The organism is Streptomyces sp. NPDC002133 (genome assembly GCF_040296405.1).
Taxonomy (GTDB): Bacteria; Actinomycetota; Actinomycetes; order Streptomycetales; family Streptomycetaceae; genus Streptomyces.
This window is the reverse complement of record NZ_JBEOXF010000022.1, coordinates 18,371-34,096: the sequence shown is the minus strand read 5'-3', so window position 1 is coordinate 34,096 and position 15,726 is coordinate 18,371. Positions and strand designations below refer to the sequence as shown.

Here is a 15,726-nt window from a genome sequence, read left to right as displayed (position 1 = left end):
GGCCCGTCGGTGAAGAAGGGCACGAGCCTAGCTATGTGATCTTGATGTGTGGTGGTCCTTGGGCGGGTCAGCCGTCCAGGAGGAGGCAGGCGTCCCAGTGGGGGGTGGGCATGGCGTTGACGGCCGTGTCGAGCTGCGCCAGGTGTACGCCCTCGGTGCCTTCCATCAGCCCCACGGAGGCCGGTGGCCCTGCACGATTCAGGTGGTCGCGCATCCGGGCGCGCAGCATGGGCAGGGCACCTGCGAGGGCACTGTCGGGCCCGGCGTCGTGGGCCGCACGCTGAAGGGTGCGTATCAGGCCGGCCCAGCCGTGGCAGAGGGAGGCGTCGGTGAGCTGGGCGAGCTGCTGCTCGTCGGTGACGCATGCGGCCAAGGCTGCTTCGGCGGTTCGCTGCCGTGGTTCGTCGCCGAGGGTCAGTGCGGCGAGTTGCTGGGTGCGGGCGATTCCCGGGGTGCCGTAGCACCAGGACGGGCGTCCGGGACCGTGCCGGTGGACGGTGCGGGCTTTCCACTCGTCCCGGGAGATCGTCTCCGGCCACCAGGCTCCCTCTCCGTCCCCGTGGCGCCACTGGTCCAGTGCCGCGCAGATGTAGCGGATCGCGTCGGCGTGCCCGGGAACGGTGACGCCGCGGCGCATGCAGGTCGCCAGGAAGGCGAGTGGGCCGGTGATGCCGTGGGCCAGGCCGAAGTTGCCGTGTCCGCCCGGCCATGTGGGGCTCGGATGGAGCTCGGGACCGTCCCCGGACCACCAGCCCGGCAGGAGCTCACCACGGCTGCGGAGCGGGGCCGTCAGTCGCACCAGGTACGACACCACATCTCGCACCAGCGGTTGCTGCCGAGCGAGGTGGTAGGCGCCGAGGCCCGTCAGGCCGCTGATGATGTCGAACTCGCGCAGCCGCGGCAGCTCGCCACGGTCGATGCGCTTGTGTGCAGCTTGCAGCCGTTGCCGGGTGACGTTGGCGATGTGCACGTCGAGCGAGGCGAGTGCCGGCGCATAGGCCGGGCGGTCCGCGATGTGGAGGGCGAAGGCGACGGCGGGCGCCCCCTCGAACAGGCTACAGACGGTCGGGTCGGCGTTTACCTCGTGGCGGACCATGGCGGTGACCCACTCGTGAACGGTGTCCCACCCACCCCGGCCCACGTGGGCGTTGGTGATGTGTAGCAGCGCGATGCCTGGCGCGCCGGAGTACAGCGACTGCTCCCATTGTCTGCCGGAGGCGGTCATCGGTGGGCCTGCCAGGCGCGGGCTGCCTGCCGGGCGAAGTGGCGGCAGACTTTCTCACCGGGCCGGTCCAGGCCGAGCGCGCGATTGTGGTGCATGTGCAGCAGCGACTCCAGGATGGCGCTCGTGTCGGCGCTGTCAGGGAGCTGGCTGCGGTAGTGCGCCAGGGCAGCGGTTCTACGGGTCCAGGTGTCGGTGATTTCGCTCTTCCATCCGGGCAGGTCCAGGGGTGCGTCGAGCTGGGCTAGGCGCAGGGCCTGGTCGGCGACGGTGCGGTCCGCGGCCGCGGTCGGGGCGGGTTGGTTGGCGAGCCAGTCCATGGCGGCGTCCGCGCCGAGGAATCCGCGGGCGATGTCCACCATCCCCAGCGCGACCAGGGCGGTGGGGTGCACGAGGGTGCCTGGGACGTGGCGCAGACCGGCGGCGACGGTGAGGGAGTCCGCGGCGAAGGCCGCTTCGGCCGCTTCCAGTGCGGCGCCCTGCCCGTAGCGGCCGCTCTCGGGGCTGTAGGTGTCCAGGACGAGGCGGCTGGCCAGGGATCCGCCGCGGAGTTGCTCGGCCCATTGCGCGATGGCAGCCGCGAAGGTGGCGTACTGGCCGGTGCTCGGGATGCGAAGGCGCAGCCGGAGGTGGTCGGTCTCGTACGGGCTGCGGTAGCGCAGGAACCACCAGGCGGGCTCGCCAGGAAGGGCGTCGAGGAGCCGGGGAAGGTGGCCGGTGATGATCTCGTCGATCCGCTCGGGGTGGGTGTAAATCTTCGCGTAGAGCCATCGGGCGTCCGGCGAGCCGGGCATGTGCCCGAGGGCGCTGTTGACCAGCGTCGGTAGCGGGCGGCCGGTCAGCGGATCTGGCGTGGGCGGGCGGGTGGTGACAAGTGGCAGAGCAATCTCGTGCACGTGCTGGCCAATCCACCCGAGACTGTCGTCGGGGGCTGCTTCGGTGAGGGCGGCTTCCTCGCGCTGGTCGAGATGGGCGCGGAGGATCGCGGCGTGTAGAGGCTCGCTGAGTGTGAGCGGCAGGGTGCGGTCGTCAGTGCGCAGCTCCACCGTGTCCGGGCAGGCCCAGCGCTTGCGCCACTGGTCGAGGGCCTGCTGCCACGCGGATGGGTCTCCGGTGGTAGGCAGGTCGGTCCGGGTGAGGTACCAGCGGGCGGGGGCGAGGATGGTGCGCTGGTATCGGACCCTGGGCAGGTACGGGAGCCGGAGGGCTTCAGGGCCCCAGTCGAAGCCGGTCCACGACGCGGTGAAGGCGCGCGGCAGGTGGGCGAGGAACCGGGCCAGGGGCGGCGGCTGCTTCTCCAACGCCATCGCGTGAAAGACCTGCGGCTCGATGACGCGGCGGCGGGAGACGCTGACCAGGTACAGCCGTCCATGCGTTGCGGTGACGGCGAGATCATCCAGCTCGATCACCGCCTCGTCCGGGCCGCGATGCTCGCCGAGCGGGATGACGTGCCCCACGTAGGCGGGGATGCGGCAGACGTTCTCTGTGTGCGGGTACAGAGGGGGGAACGACAACTGCGCGCGTATCGCCTTGTCGGTGCCCGCGGGAACGGTTCGGTAGACGTCCGCCAGCCCGGAGCCGCTGGCAGTGGGCGTGAAGCGGGAGGTGAGCGTGCCTGCGGAGCGTGCAGGGGTGACGGTGAGGTTGAAGTCGCCCCGGTTCAACGCCTCGATGCTGGGGGCGTGCACGCGGCCGCACATCTCCACATGCGGCGGCTCGGGCGCGAGGGCCTGTCCATCAATCAAGGTGTCGATCGTGTCGTCGGTGAGAACAATCTCTCGACTGCCGTCAGTCACGGCCTGCCAGGCGAGCGCCAGCAGCCGCTCATCTCGCCGGGACATCTGTTGAGCGGGCGGGGCCATCGTGCTGCCGGGGTATTCGGCGGGGAAGCCGATGCCGGCGGCCGGGTCCAGCACTTCCCTCAGCGGCACGAGCGTGCCAGTGCCGTACCGCTCCCAGAAGACGGTCTGGTAGTCGTGCCAGACACCGTGACCGGCCGGGCGACGGGTCAGCCGGAGCAGGGCGCCGGCCGCGGCCTCCATCTCGCGGGCGACGCTGACGGGAATCTCGACGGTGGCATCGAGCAGCAGGTCAACGGCCAGCGGCGCCCGGCCGGCGTCGGACATCGTGCGCAGTTGCCGGGTCAAGGCCTCGCGAGGCCGGGCCTGCCCCTGGCCCGGGGTGTCGTTGTGGTAGCGCACCGCGGCCGCGACGGCTTCCAGATCCCGCAGGACCGCCGCGGCGCCTTCGACCGTGCTCGCCTCAACCTTGTGCAGTTGCTCAATGAGGTGGCCGAGCGGGTCGGTGACCGTCATCGGAGCCCGAAGGCACGTCAGGAGGAACCCCTGCTGCACGAGCTCGGTCAGCATGCCGCGGACCCTCGCCGCGTCCGTGCCGGGAAACGTGTCGGTGAGCGTGTCGACAACGGTGCCGAACCGGATCGGAGCGGCAGCGCGGTCCTGAAGTGCCCGCACCACACTGGTGTACCGGATGCTGGCACCGTGCGGGCCTCCGTGCGGGACTTGCAGGCGCCCGCCCCGGCGAGCGGCAAGGTTGTTCAGCACGACGTCCAGGCGCTCCAGCAGTACCGGGCAGGCCTCCAGCCGACCGATGACGTCTCCGAGCCACATCATGTCGACGCGCGCGACGGCCCGGTGCCCGCTTCCCCAGCGAACGGTGGCCGACGGGCCCAGACGGGCGGGAGCGACGCCGGCGAACAATCCGAACGGAGTGGGCCGGCCCGTGGCGCGCAACAGGTACCGCGCGGTCGCCATCGTGGCCCGTCGCAGCTGCTTGCCGGGCGCCGCCGACCCGGCGCGCAGCGCGTCGACGCTGAGGTCCAGGGCGGGATTCGCCTGCCGGATCGGGCCAGCGAGGTCCGGGCGGGACCAGACGTGTGCCAACCACTTTAGGCATCCGTCGGCGTCGGCCGGGTCGGGCCACCACGTGGGCAGATGACTCCGCGACGCGGCAGCGGCCCGCAGCAGAGCGGTGCCCGTGTGCTTGTACAGCTTCCTGCTCATGCGCGACAACTCCTCCGTCGTACAGACTGAGACGGAGGGCCGGGCAGGCCCCGGCCCTCCAGGAAGCGGGTCTCAGACCGCGCTGGCGCAGGACGACGAGCAGGTAGCTGCGCAGCCGTCACCGGTGCCACATGCGGCCGGCATGGCGAGGCCACCGAGGTCCGTGGTTACGTCCAGGTCCAGCGCGAACGGGTCCTCAACCACGGCAGCAGTGATCTTCAACTGGACAGCCTCTTCGGTCATGACAGCAGTCATGGCTACTCCTTCGTCGAATCGATGGGCGTGCTCATGCGGTGGTGCAACCGAGTCCAGGCGCGAGGCCATGTCCTCGGGGCTGAGGGGGAAGCGAGGGTCAGCGCGCCCCAGCCTGGGTCCTCGGCCGGTGAATGAGCTGCTGTGGGAACTCAGCGACAGCGAGGGCAGGTCGGGCGGCGGTACTCATGCGGAGGGCCTGCTCAGGTTCTGCAGGTGGTCCAGCAAGGCATTGACCGACCGTGCGAGGCGCACCGCCTGCTTGACCGGGTCGCTGGAGATACCGCGTGGGGTGAGGCGAGCCCGCGCCTCCCCGCAGCAGGCGAGCGCGCACGCCCTGGGGATGTCCGTCTCCGGCAGGCGGCCCGCTACCTTCTGCACCTCGGGGACCAGCAACTGAATGTTGCCTTCGAACAGGGAGGTGAGCATCTGCAGCTTCTCGCCAGCGGGAGCGGCGGCGTCTTGCGCCAGGACCCGAGCGGTGGTCTTACGCATCTCCACCACGTCCACCGGCCACATTTCGGGAGTGGATGCCGCAGGCTCCACGGAGCCCTTCGCAGCGTCTGTGCCGGTCATGGTGGTCACCCGTTTCTCCAAGGCTGAGATCGTGCGGTGTCTCGCGAAGAGGTAACCGCTCGATCACTCTCCGCGGGTACTGTTGGGAAGAGGTGGCACCGTGAACACCGTGAACGCCATGGAAGTTGTCGGGAGTTGAGGACATGGCCGCGAGGAAACGCACGCCCAATCCCGCCCTATCAGGGTTGCTTGACCAGGCACGATGGACCCGCACGCAGCTCGCGCAGCAAGTGAACCGGCTCGGCCCGCAGGCCGGATTGCACCTGACGTACGACCGCACGGCCGTTGCGCACTGGATCGCCGGCACACCGCCAAGGCCCGAGGTCAGGCCGCTGATCGTCGAAGCGCTGTCAGCGCGCCTCGGTCGCCCGGTTACCCACGCCGAGGCCGGACTCGAGCCCGCCTTGTCCGCCGACGGGTCTTCCCGACCCGACACTGTCGAGGAGTTGATAGACCTCGGAAGGGCGGACATGGACCCATCCCGTCGCGGCCTACTGGCCGCAACACTGTTCTCCGCAGCGCTCACCGTGCCCTTGTTCGAGGGGGCCGCTCGAGCCGCGGACGAGCCGGTCACACCGGGAAAGGCCACCACACGGATCGGGGAGTCTCAGGTCGCGTCGGTGCGCTCCATGACGGGGCGAATTGCGGACATCCTCGACGAGTTCGGGGCCGGGCACGCCCGCCCCATGGCGGCCGCGTTCCTCGTCAACACGGTCGGCCCGTGGATGCGCGCACAGGCCAGTGAACGCGTACATGCTGACATGCTCGCTGCCGCGTCGGACCTGACGTACCTAACCGGCTGGATGGCCATGTACGAGAAGGCCCACGGTCTCGGCCAGAGCTACTACGTCAAGGCTCTGAAGCTCGCCGGCGAATCCCAGGACCACGTGACCTACTGCCGCACCCTGCGCGGCATGTCGCTCCAGGCGTCGAACCTCGGCTACGGCAGGAAGTCCCTGGAGCTCGCGGACTCAGCCGCCGAAGCCGCCCCGGCGGCCGGCCCGCGCCTGGTGGCCTTCCTACGCGGCCAGCAGGCGCACGCCGCGTCCATGGTCGGCGACCGGCACCAAGCCCACGCCCGGCTACGCGAGGCGGAGACGGCACTGGCGAAGGCCGACAACCGGCGCGACGCGATCGGCGGATACGACCAGACCGCCTACCTCTTCCACACCTCCCACGTGCTGATGGAAGAGGGCGACCTGCCCGGCAGCATCAAGGCGCTGAAGCAGTCGATCCGATTCCAGCCCGCTCAAGAACGTCAGGGCCGGGTGCATGCGTACGCGGTCTTGGCACAGCGGCAGTTGCGGCACGGCCACCTGGACGCTTCGTGCGACTCGTGGACCCGCTTTCTCGACGAGTACGAGCACGTCTCTTCCGTCCGCGGCGACGACCACTTTGCAACGATGCGCCAGGAACTGTCGCGGCACGCCAAAGCCCGACCGGTTCGAGAGCTGGCTGGCCGCGCCCGGGAAGTCGCAGCGCTGAAGGTGTGAACAACAACGGTGTCCCCGGGGAAGCTGTCGGCAAACCCCCTGGGGCACCTTTGCGCCGTAGGGGCGGCCCCAGTCGTTCGGTGCGGGCGATCTATACGCGTTGTCAGGGGTCAGTCGGTGCGCCATGGCAGCAGCGGCGGCGGGCCGTCGTCCGCTGCTGGTTCGACGGTGGGCGCGTATGTGGGTACGGACCGGTGTGGTGGCGTCGGGCCCGGCGCAGCGGCCACCGCCGTGGTGTACGGCTGCTCCTCGGGGATGGGCGACAGCGGTGGGGCGTTCCGCGTAGCGGACGTGTCGGTGCTGCGTCGCCGGAGGAGGGGTGTGAAGGCGAGGGTGGCGACGGCGCCGACGGCGAGCGCGCCCGCTGGGAGGGCCCACGCTGTTGCGCTGTCAGCAGCGGCGACGGTGCCGTTGTCCGTATCACCAGTGGGTGTTGCCGGTGCTGGGGTGGGCTGCTCGGCGGGCATGGCCTGGTCGGCTGGCTGTCCGCCGGGGGCGGGTGAGGGGGTGCCTGCGTCGAAGGGTTCGGCGGGCTCGGGGGCGACGCCGGTCGCCGTGGCGGTAGAAGGAGCGCACTGCGGATACGGCGCGGCCGCGTGAGGAGTCGGCTATGGGGGTTCCGTCGAAGATGGTCAGGCGGTCGGCCCAGCCTTGGATGTGTAGGGGCTCGAAGTGCCAGACGAGGTCGCCGATGTAGGTGAACCAGTCGTAGGCCCAGCCGGATGGGGCGTCGATCCCGGCAAGGAGGAGGCCGTGGCGGTAGCGGGTGTCGTCGTCCCAGGCGCGGCCGCGGACTTCCTGGCCGTCGGGTCGTACGTATGCCCCGGACAGCCATGAGCGCAGGGTGGCGTGAGGTCGGGGGCCTCGAGCGAGCGGGTCATGACCCCACTCTAGGAACTTTACGGAACAGATTGGCTACCCCCACCAAGGAGCCGCCGTCACCCAAGGTCCGTGGGAAAGTTGCGGAGCGCGGCGCGGGGCGGCGCCCCACCCTGGCAACTGGGCTGGGGTAACGGTCTGTTCCGTAAAGTTCGGGTCGGAGCCCAGACGGGCGCGTGCCCGTGCGCAGCCCGCATCGAGCGCCGATAGGAGCGGGACCCCGGCGCGTTGGTGCCTCCGCACGCCCGCTCCCCGCGAACCTGCTGGCCGACTACTCCCGTGCCGCGCCACCGGCAGACGGCGCGCACCTGGTCGTGAACCTGGCCACCGGCGAGTTCGACATCTCGGGCCAGTGTCCCTGGTTTGAGCCGGCCCGCTGCTCCCCGCCGCGCCCCTGCGGCGGGGAGCAGCAGCCCTAGGATGTGCAGCCTTCATTCGAGAAGAGAGTTGGTGGGGGATGGGGAGAATCCGTGTAGGCGCCCTCGCGTTGGGGTTGCTGCTCGCGGCCACGGTTAGCGGCTGCGGGTCGGATGAGGCAACGCCGGGAACCTGGGTGGGGGGCATGCCCGAGGACGCCGTGATGCTCCAGATGACGTGGACCGGGCAGAAGGTCACGGGCTCCATGGACGTGACGTCGATCCCGGACGAGGAGCCGACGAGACCGAGGCGGGGCACTTCGGGATCACCGGCACCGCCAGCGAGCGCTCAATCACATTGACCCTCAATCGCATCCTGACGATCTCGGGCACGTTCAGCGGCAAGTCGATGACGCTGAACTTCCCCGACCGGGACACCGGCGCGATCGAGCAGATCACGCTCAAGCCGGGAACCGTGGAGGAGTACACCAAGCTGGCCGACGGTGTCCGGCAGAGGGCCAACAAGGCCCTGTCGACGGAGCTGAAGGATGAGGCGGAGCGGGACAAGATCCGTGCCGACGCACAGACACGGACCGACCTCGACACCGCCGCAGGCAAGGTTGCCACCGCGTATCAAGAGCTCACCACGGCCCTGGGTGAGAAGCAGGACTTCACCGACCTCGACCAGAGCCTCGCTGACGCCAAGGACGCGTTGGAGCGGGCGCAAGGGCACGCTGCCACGGCCACGAACACGGGGCGCGATGCCGACGGCGACGGGTGCTATGAGGCGTCCAACGCCGCGTACGAGGCCAGCAACGTGGAGTACGAAGCGGGCAACGTCACCTACGGCCGAGGCGTGCTCGACGACGTCGGGGGAAATTGGGCCGAAGACCTGAAGACCCTCAAGGACGCCTACGGCACGTACCAGAAGCTCCAGACGGCCTTGCCGAACTACAAGCCGCTGACGGTGTCGTCGGCCCAGCTGACCGCTGTTGAGACCAAGGTCGGTCAGGAGACCAAGGCCCTGCTCGGCAAGGGACGGAAGTACCAGGACCAGGTGGACGGCCTGCTGAAGACTGCGAACGCTGCGGCAAAAGCCGCCGACGACGCGGCCTGCTGAGCCGCCCGATCCGCACCCCGCGGCGGGGTGTAACGAACACGCGCCACGGCACGCACCCGACCTGGCCGCTAGGCCTGGAGCCGCCTGTGCAGGCAACCGTGCAGACACCTTTGGGTGCAACCCTCCCGAGTGGTGACGGGCCAGCGGCCCGTCGATCGGGCCGATCTAGGCGTGCCCGAAGGTGGCATGCCATGATCACGCCATAAGGGGGGCGAACCGTGGCTCTGTACATCGTCATACCGACCGGCTTGATGGCGCTGCTGGCCACTCTCAGCGGAGTGGCCGCACTCGGCTGGGGCTGGCTGCCGCCTTGGCAGCGGAGGCACACCTTCCGCCCACACCTGGTCGGTTGGGCGGACTTGGTTTTCGCTGCCGCGCTTGTCGCCCAACTGGTAGGCGGCATGCTGCGCGACTCTGGGCACATCCACTCTGGGGTTACCGCGGCCGGGATCGTCATGATGCTGTGCGGCATCCTGCTGACTGTGCTGGCTCAGCGCCCGCCGCAAGGTCGCTAGCCGGGGCGATTCAGTCTGACATTGGTGGGCGGCGTACGGCCTCCTGCTCAGTTCCCGGCAGCCCACACGGGGACGTGTGTGCGGTGCCGGAAGACTGTCGGACTGGTCATGGCCCAGCCCAGTCCGTGCGCAGGTGGACTTCTCCAGTACTCCTCAAAGCAGCGCGGCGGCTCGTGCACGCACATCCGCTGCCGACGAAAGTGATCGCTTTCGAGGCGGTTGCAGGAGATACACAGCAGCCCTTCTCCGAACTACCGGTTCGGCACGAGGTTGCGCGTTGAGTCAGGAGCGTCCCGGCTCCCGGTTGAGTTCGTGGTAGGCGCGGAAGTCGAAGAAGCGCAGACCGTCGATCACTGCTCCGGACTGGATTTCCTGCACGGTCCAGGGGTGGGCGGAGTAGTCATCGATCGCCACGCCTCCATGTTTGAGTAGCAGCGCGATCAGCTGGTGAACCTCTGCGGTGCCGTCGATCCGACCGGAGATGTCGATCTGCACTGCCCAGGTGGGGTGGAATCCGACGGCCCCGTCGAGGACCGTCACGTCGTCGGGCTCCCAGTCAGAGAAGAGGCAGCCGTTCTGCTCTTCGTCGATGTCGATGTAGAGGTTGCCGTCCAGGGTCCAGGGATGGCGCTGCTGGTTCAGGTGTCGATCAAGTGCGGCGATGGTCTCAGCTCGCTCACCTGCGGGAAACACGAACACTGTGCGCATGGATTGGAGCCTAGGCGGTCCGTCTTCGAGGCGGCTACGAGTGTTCAAGGCTGGTCCGGGGCCGGTGGGGAGGTGCGTCCGGCGATGTTGGCGAAAGTAGGCAGACCCAGGTGAGTGACCGTGGGCTTGAGAGCGGCGTCGAGCTGAGACAGTTTGTCTTCGGCGCCGGCGAGGCTGATCTCGAGGCCTTCCATTTGCCGCGTCGCCCCGACCACTCCTCCGCAGGACCGCGGCGCCTGAGCGGAACCGCCGAAGGGCCCCCTCTCTATACCTCCGGCGGGTCGAGTCGCGCCGCTGGCTGGAGGAACTCACTGGCAGTCGACGAGAGCCGTAACCATCGGTGTCCCGATCTGGGGGTGATTCCGATAGACAGCAGGCGAAGTCGAGTGACGCGTTGCCGGATGCCGTCGGGCAGCACTGGCAGTGCGGCGAACAGCTCCAAGTCCTCCTGCTTTTGCAGGGCGGCTGCTGCGGCTACGTACCAGGCTTTCGGCACATCCGGCTTACCGGCTGTGGCCAGCAAAGCAACGAGTACGACGTCCTCAACCTGGGCGAGAAAGGTGGGACGATCCACCTCCCACGCGCGGAGACGCTGATCCAGACGTCCGGCGAAGCTTCGGTCGGACAGACGCACGTGCATCAACTCGCTGGCGGCGTGTTCCCCTGCGGTGATCGGATCGAATGTCATCCGCGGCCCCCATTCCTGGCTGGTGCAGGCAGGACACCAGGATGGCACCCGGCCCGCACCGGACGTGCTGCTGTCAGCCGCACTTCACGCTGAGGACCGTGCTGGTCGAAGGCACCAACGACACCGCCGCCGCCATCACGACACTGCGGGAGCTCGCTCAGAGCGGTGACGTCGCCGCGGCGCTGGTACCCGCGCCGCCCTACACCCGACCCGGTGAGGCGGGAACGCTGGCGCACTTCACGGCACTCGCCGAACACGGCGGATTGCCGCTGGTCGTCTACGACATCCCGTACCGCACCGGTCAGCCCCTCAGCACCAGCACGCTGAACGCGCTCGGGCACCTACCGGAGGTCGTCGGGGTCAAGTACGCGACCGGCGCGATCGACGCAGCCACGATGGAACTGCTCAGCTCGTCGGCACCAGGCTTCGCGGTGCTCGGCGGCGATGACGCCGTCATCTCGCCGCTGCTCGCGGCGGGCGCCCGCGGCGGCATCCTGGCGTCGGCCAATGTCCGCACCGCTGACTTCGCCGAGCTGATCTCGCTGTGGCAGGGCGATGCTGCCGGACCGGCCCGCAGGCTAGGAGCCGAGCTGGCCCGGCTGTCCGCCGCGCTATTCGCCGAGCCGAACCCGACCGTGATCAAGGGGGTGTTGCACGCCCAGGGCCGCATCCCCAGCCCGGCAGTCCGGCTGCCGCTGCTGGCCGCCTCCGCCGATTCCGTCCGGCGGGCGGCGGACCTGGCCACCACCCGGACCCACCAAGCGACCCTGCGGGGCCAGACGGACCTGCCGTCGTCGAGGACGTTGACGGTCAGTGTTGCTGGATATGCGGGGTGACCGACGTTGAGGAGCTCACGCGGATCCCACTCATGGCGTCAAGACGGGTGGGGAATGCGGCGCAGAGGCTTGGTTGCTGCTGCGGCGGTAGCCGTGATGGTCCTTACGGGGGCTGCAGTAGCGGCGGCGAGTCATACCCGCCCGGCGAGGACGGGTGCGAGCTGAAGGGGCGCGCAGCCTCTGGCGGTCTGGTGCGTGGTCGATTCGATCGGGGTCGGCTCAGTGGGGTGCTGCATGACGCCTGCCTTAAAGCCCCGCCCCTGGTGTGCGGCATGTCCCAGGCCTTCCTCAGTGCGCACGGCATAACTTCTTCCTCGAAAGAGGACTGTCCGTAACTGGCAGCGCTATGCGTCGTCTCACAGGGAGTGAGTCATGCCTGTTCAGGCGAAGAGATTCGGTTTTGGTATGCCGTGGGAGTCGCTCTACGGATACAGCCAGGCAATCCAGGTCGGTGACGCGGTGTACGTGGCTGGGCAGGTGTCCCATGACCGTGACGGCAACTTCGTGGGTGCCGGCGACTTCGAGCTCCAGGTCAAAACTACGCTGGCCAATCTGGACCTGGTGCTGAAGCACTTCGGGGCCGAGCGCAGCCAAATCGTGGAGAGCACGGTGCTGGTGAGGAACCTGCGGGAGAACTTCGACACGACGGCACGCCTTCACGCCGAGTACTTCGGGGAGCACCGGCCCACCAGCACGGTCATGGGTGTCTCTGACCTGGCACTATCGGACCAGTTGGTGGAGATCGGCGCGCTCGTGCGTCTCGACGTGAAGCCATAGGTCGGAGTCGGCCTGGCTCTCTCATTCATCTGTCGGGCTGCCGTACCTCTCGTGCCGCTGCTGGCCGCAGCAGCGGGCAGAAGCGTGGGTCCAATCTGTCTCTTTAGCCCACGCGGTCGAACTTCGGCGGTCGACCCGCTGCGTGAACCAAGCTTCTTGCGGTTGGGGAGCATCCTGCTGCCTTGGACCTCCTCTTCCGCGAAGCCCATACCGCTGACACATTCAGCGTCGATCCAGTGATGGACGAGCAGATGCGGGCCATCTATGACCTGGTCAAGTACGGCCGAACAGCCTTCAACCAGTCCGCTGCGCATCGTCCTGGTCCGTAGGCCCGAGGCGCGCGAGCGTCTGCCGGCGCACACATAGCCGAGGGCAACAAGGCAAAGGCAGCCATAGCGCCGCTGTCCGCGGTCCTCGCCACCGACTACGAGTTCCACGAGGAGCTGCCGAAGCTCGCGCCGTTCGCGCCCGCCGCGAAGGACACGCACTTCGCCGAGCGCCCGCCGCTGTGAAACCTACCCAGACCAGTTAGTCCACCAGTCCTTCAAAGGGCTGGCCTGGAACCACCTACTCACGAATGAGGAAGTCGCCATGTCCTACCCAGAGCCCCGCTACCTCGGCGAAAGGGGCCAGGTCAGCGCACTGTTCCGACCTGTACCCCCGCAACCCGACACCGGCTCGGGCGGCACCAACATCAGCTACGTGGCCAAGCAGGAGCACACCAACGACGAGTTCGGCCTGTACAAGATCGACATGGAACCGACGGCCATGGGCGCCACGGAACACTTCCACCGTACGATCTCCGAGTCCTTCTACGTCCTGTCCGGCGAGCTCCGGCTCTACAACGGCGAACGCTGGGTCACAGGAGGCGAGGGAGACTTCCTCTACGTGCCGCCCGGCGGGCTCCACGCCTTCCAGAACGACAGCGACGCCCCGGTGTCGTTTCTGCTGCTCTTCACACCGGGAGCTCCCAGGGAGGAGTACTTCGAGAAGGTGGCGGAGTACTCACAGCGCGGCGGCGAAGAGTTGAAAGCCTTCCGGATCAGGCACGACCAGTACAACACCACCGACATGCTCGACGAATAGGCTGCACTGAGTGGGCGTTAAGTCCGATCTTCCTTGGTTCGTGATCGCTCGATCGTGGTACTGATCGCCGTCCGGACCACCGGTTGGGCATGTCCATGTTGAGATGCGGGGCGTGAAGAGAGAGCCGTACCCCAGCGACTTATCGGACGAGCAGTGGGCGTTGATCGAGCCGATGATCACGGCCTGGAAGCAGGATCGAGTGGCGCGGTCGGCGACTGGGGATCCCGGGTCCTGTGACCTGCGGGAGGTCGTGAACGCGATCTTCTACCAGAACCGGACGGGCTGTCAGTGGCGCTATCTGCCTCACGATCTGCCGGCCTGGTCGGCGGTGTTCTACTACTTCGGCCTGTGGCGCGAGGGCGGCCTGGACCAGCGGATCCAGGAACTCCTGCGCTGCCAGGTACGGGAGAGAGCCCGCCGGTTAGAGGACCCGTCCCTCGTGATCATCGACACGCAGTCCGTACGTGCGGCTGCCAGTGTCCCCAAGACCACGACGGGACTGGATGCGAACAAGAAGGTGTCGGGGCGCAAGCGAGGACTGGCCGTGGACGTTCTGGGGCTGGTCATCGGCGTCGTCGTCCTGGCCGCCTCCGCACATGACAACGCCGCCGGTACCGCTCTGCTCGACCAGGCCGCCGAACGATGCGGGATGCGGCTGGAGAAGGCCCTGGTGGACCAGGGCTTCAAGGACGAAGTCGTCATCCACGGCGCCCTGTTGGACATTGACGTCGAGGTGGTTCGTCGCAACCCGGATGATCAGGGCAAGGGCTTCGTCCCGCAACCGAAGCGGTGGATCGTCGAGCAGGTCAACGGCACCTTGATGCTGCACCGGCGACTCGCCCGCGAGTACGACCATCGGCCCGACACCTCCGTCTCACGCGTCTACTGGGCCTCCACCGCGAACATGACCCGCCGCCTGACCAGTCCCACCCCGGCCTGGCGCGACACCCTCGGGCTGGCCGCGTGAACGTCATCGAACTCCTCGCCGACCTCCAGGCCCGCCACGACGAGGCCACCACCCGAGCCGGTGAACTCCGCGGCCAGATCGAGCACCTCACCGCCGCCCTGGCCGAGACCGAAGCACATCCACGATCTGCTCGGTGCAGTTCTCCGGCTGCCAGGACGACGTATGCAGCGCCGACGAAGAGTAGACCTGGGATCCCGAACATGCTGCGCTGATCGCTGTCGAGGACAGCCTGGTACTGACTTTGGGAGATCTCGACAGTGCCGCGCGCATTCGGCGTCGTGTCGAAGGCAAAATACCGACCGTCCTTCACCTCGGCCGCCTGCAAGTTCCCTTCCCCAGTCGCGCTGAAGAGCGTCAGCACAACACCCGAGATGGCCAATGCCCCCAGTGCCGTCTGTGCCTTGCCAGGCAGACACCGGAAGGCCCGCCAAACCGAGTGCCGATCAGCGCGCCTCAGGAACATACGCACCAGAGCAGCAATAAAGATCGGGAAGAGTAGCACGGCAGTTGCCACCATCGGCCATCTCGACCCGGCCAGCGGCAAGGTTCCAGGCAGCCAGGTGAGCGCGGCCAACACCAACAACACGGTCCCCAGCGCGGTCGCAATAGCGCCGTGCAACTTGAAGCTCCACCCCCTGTGCCACAGCCTGGCACAGGGACCGTTACAAGTCGTTGCCGTGCCCCGGCGCTCACGCAACTCCAGCGGGTACTTCCTCGGTGCAGGCATCGTCTGGGCTCCTCTCCTGAGACCCATCTGACCCTCTGTCACCCATCCCCACATCTCGGGGGAACCTCAAGGTGGCATGAACCGGCTGAGCCCCCCGCTGGCTCTCCGATAAGCCTGGGCCTGGTGTCCTGGGCAGGATCCGCCATGCACGATTGCTGTCAAATGATGAAGAGGCGACAGACCGCGCAGGGGACGGGTCAGGAACGGGGGCCGGGGGGCTTGCGCCATTGTCGGCGTAACCAGTTGCCGGTTTCTCCCACGGTGACCAGCAGCGCGGCGGAGGCGGCACAGGGAATGAGGCCCGTGGGCTGGTCCACGGCGCGGCTCAGCAGCCAGAGCGCAAGGGTGAGCAAGGCCCACCAGAGGCCGATCGACCTGATGCCGGGCCACCAGCGAGGCGTGGTTGTCACAGTGCAGTGCTCCTTGCTCGGTGTGCGGTGACGGCCGCGAAGATGCATCCGCATCCAGCCGCTGCGATGGCCCCTGCAGTAGCGGTGGCGG

16 protein-coding genes and 1 pseudogene are annotated in these 15,726 nt (G+C 68.1%); 9 read left to right on the top strand and 8 right to left on the bottom strand.

Annotated elements, in window-relative coordinates:
* Positions 1-67 precede the first annotated feature (67 nt).
* From ABT078_RS21580 to ABT078_RS21565, 4 genes are all read right to left on the bottom strand, one after another.
* A complete protein-coding gene (locus ABT078_RS21580; protein WP_351230061.1) occupies positions 68-1,225 on the bottom strand; it encodes a lanthionine synthetase C family protein in 1,158 nt (385 codons plus the stop codon).
* Entirely contained in the window at positions 1,222-4,245 is a 3,024-nt protein-coding gene (locus tag ABT078_RS21575) for a lantibiotic dehydratase (protein ID WP_351230059.1), read from the bottom strand. The genes ABT078_RS21580 and ABT078_RS21575 overlap by 4 nt, the downstream gene beginning before the upstream one ends.
* Positions 4,246-4,317: 72 nt before the next feature.
* A complete protein-coding gene (gene fxlA / locus ABT078_RS21570; protein WP_351230057.1) occupies positions 4,318-4,500 on the bottom strand; it encodes an FxLD family lanthipeptide in 183 nt (60 codons plus the stop codon).
* A 183-nt stretch (positions 4,501-4,683) separates the two neighbouring features.
* Positions 4,684-5,073, bottom strand: coding sequence for a DUF6415 family natural product biosynthesis protein (locus tag ABT078_RS21565; protein ID WP_351230161.1), 390 nt, complete (start codon positions 5,071-5,073; stop codon positions 4,684-4,686).
* 143 nt (positions 5,074-5,216) lie between these two features.
* Between ABT078_RS21565 and ABT078_RS21560 the strand changes: the two genes are divergently transcribed.
* A complete protein-coding gene (locus ABT078_RS21560) occupies positions 5,217-6,566 on the top strand; it encodes an NsdA family TPR-like regulatory protein (RefSeq protein WP_351230055.1) in 1,350 nt (449 codons plus the stop codon).
* A gap of 110 nt (positions 6,567-6,676) precedes the next feature.
* Here the strand turns inward: ABT078_RS21560 and ABT078_RS21555 are convergent, their stop codons facing one another.
* The gene (locus ABT078_RS21555; protein WP_351230054.1) at positions 6,677-7,033 is read right to left on the bottom strand and encodes a hypothetical protein; all 357 of its coding nucleotides are present in this window, start codon (positions 7,031-7,033) and stop codon (positions 6,677-6,679) included.
* Between the two features lie 1,006 nt (positions 7,034-8,039).
* Here ABT078_RS21555 and ABT078_RS21550 point away from each other — a divergent pair.
* Both ABT078_RS21550 and ABT078_RS21545 read left to right on the top strand, forming a co-directional pair.
* A complete protein-coding gene (locus tag ABT078_RS21550) occupies positions 8,040-8,921 on the top strand; it encodes a hypothetical protein (RefSeq protein WP_351230052.1) in 882 nt (293 codons plus the stop codon).
* 218 nt (positions 8,922-9,139) lie between these two features.
* Positions 9,140-9,436, top strand: a complete 297-nt coding sequence (locus ABT078_RS21545; RefSeq protein WP_351230050.1) for a hypothetical protein — start codon at positions 9,140-9,142, stop codon at positions 9,434-9,436.
* 282 nt (positions 9,437-9,718) lie between these two features.
* Here the strand turns inward: ABT078_RS21545 and ABT078_RS21540 are convergent, their stop codons facing one another.
* Entirely contained in the window at positions 9,719-10,144 is a 426-nt protein-coding gene (locus ABT078_RS21540) for a hypothetical protein (protein WP_351230048.1), read from the bottom strand.
* 265 nt (positions 10,145-10,409) lie between these two features.
* Entirely contained in the window at positions 10,410-10,832 is a 423-nt protein-coding gene (locus ABT078_RS21535; protein ID WP_351230046.1) for a hypothetical protein, read from the bottom strand.
* A 98-nt stretch (positions 10,833-10,930) separates the two neighbouring features.
* Here ABT078_RS21535 and ABT078_RS21530 point away from each other — a divergent pair, with 98 nt between their 5' ends.
* The 6 genes and pseudogenes from ABT078_RS21530 to ABT078_RS21505 all read left to right on the top strand — a co-directional run bounded on the left by ABT078_RS21530 (position 10,931) and on the right by ABT078_RS21505 (position 14,710).
* Entirely contained in the window at positions 10,931-11,668 is a 738-nt protein-coding gene (locus tag ABT078_RS21530) for a dihydrodipicolinate synthase family protein (RefSeq protein ID WP_351230045.1), read from the top strand.
* 372 nt (positions 11,669-12,040) lie between these two features.
* A complete protein-coding gene (locus ABT078_RS21525) occupies positions 12,041-12,445 on the top strand; it encodes a RidA family protein (protein WP_351230042.1) in 405 nt (134 codons plus the stop codon).
* Positions 12,446-12,627: 182 nt separating this feature from the next.
* Positions 12,628-12,948: pseudogene (locus ABT078_RS21520) on the top strand (nitroreductase family protein); the annotation flags it as partial.
* Positions 12,949-13,036: 88 nt separating this feature from the next.
* Complete coding sequence (locus ABT078_RS21515; RefSeq protein WP_351230040.1) at positions 13,037-13,531, top strand: cupin domain-containing protein; 495 nt, start codon at positions 13,037-13,039, stop codon at positions 13,529-13,531.
* Between the two features lie 112 nt (positions 13,532-13,643).
* On the top strand, positions 13,644-14,498 hold the full coding sequence (locus ABT078_RS21510) for an IS5 family transposase (RefSeq protein WP_502981271.1): 855 nt from the start codon (positions 13,644-13,646) through the stop codon (positions 14,496-14,498).
* Positions 14,495-14,710, top strand: a complete 216-nt coding sequence (locus tag ABT078_RS21505; RefSeq protein ID WP_351230036.1) for a hypothetical protein — start codon at positions 14,495-14,497, stop codon at positions 14,708-14,710. The genes ABT078_RS21510 and ABT078_RS21505 overlap by 4 nt, the downstream gene beginning before the upstream one ends.
* A gap of 712 nt (positions 14,711-15,422) precedes the next feature.
* On the opposite strand, the gene ABT078_RS21500 is transcribed toward ABT078_RS21505, so the two are convergent.
* Positions 15,423-15,635 carry a hypothetical protein gene (locus ABT078_RS21500; RefSeq protein ID WP_351230034.1) on the bottom strand — a complete coding sequence of 71 codons (213 nt, stop codon included), beginning with the start codon at positions 15,633-15,635 and terminating at the stop codon, positions 15,423-15,425.
* Positions 15,636-15,726 lie beyond the last annotated feature (91 nt).

What these genes read in the sequence shown, in the direction of transcription:
- ABT078_RS21535 (WP_351230046.1), bottom strand. Translation starts at nt 10,832, where the DNA reads ATGACATTCGATCCGATCACCGCAGGGGAACACGCCGCCAGCGAGTTG.
- ABT078_RS21540 (WP_351230048.1), bottom strand. Translation starts at nt 10,144, where the DNA reads ATGCGCACAGTGTTCGTGTTTCCCGCAGGTGAGCGAGCTGAGACCATC.
- ABT078_RS21580 (WP_351230061.1), bottom strand. Translation starts at nt 1,225, where the DNA reads ATGACCGCCTCCGGCAGACAATGGGAGCAGTCGCTGTACTCCGGCGCG.
- ABT078_RS21525 (WP_351230042.1), top strand. Translation starts at nt 12,041, where the DNA reads ATGCCTGTTCAGGCGAAGAGATTCGGTTTTGGTATGCCGTGGGAGTCG.
- ABT078_RS21575 (WP_351230059.1), bottom strand. Translation starts at nt 4,245, where the DNA reads ATGAGCAGGAAGCTGTACAAGCACACGGGCACCGCTCTGCTGCGGGCC.
- ABT078_RS21515 (WP_351230040.1), top strand. Translation starts at nt 13,037, where the DNA reads ATGTCCTACCCAGAGCCCCGCTACCTCGGCGAAAGGGGCCAGGTCAGC.
- ABT078_RS21565 (WP_351230161.1), bottom strand. Translation starts at nt 5,073, where the DNA reads ATGACCGGCACAGACGCTGCGAAGGGCTCCGTGGAGCCTGCGGCATCC.
- ABT078_RS21555 (WP_351230054.1), bottom strand. Translation starts at nt 7,033, where the DNA reads ATGCCCGCCGAGCAGCCCACCCCAGCACCGGCAACACCCACTGGTGAT.
- ABT078_RS21560 (WP_351230055.1), top strand. Translation starts at nt 5,217, where the DNA reads ATGGCCGCGAGGAAACGCACGCCCAATCCCGCCCTATCAGGGTTGCTT.
- fxlA (WP_351230057.1), bottom strand. Translation starts at nt 4,500, where the DNA reads ATGACTGCTGTCATGACCGAAGAGGCTGTCCAGTTGAAGATCACTGCT.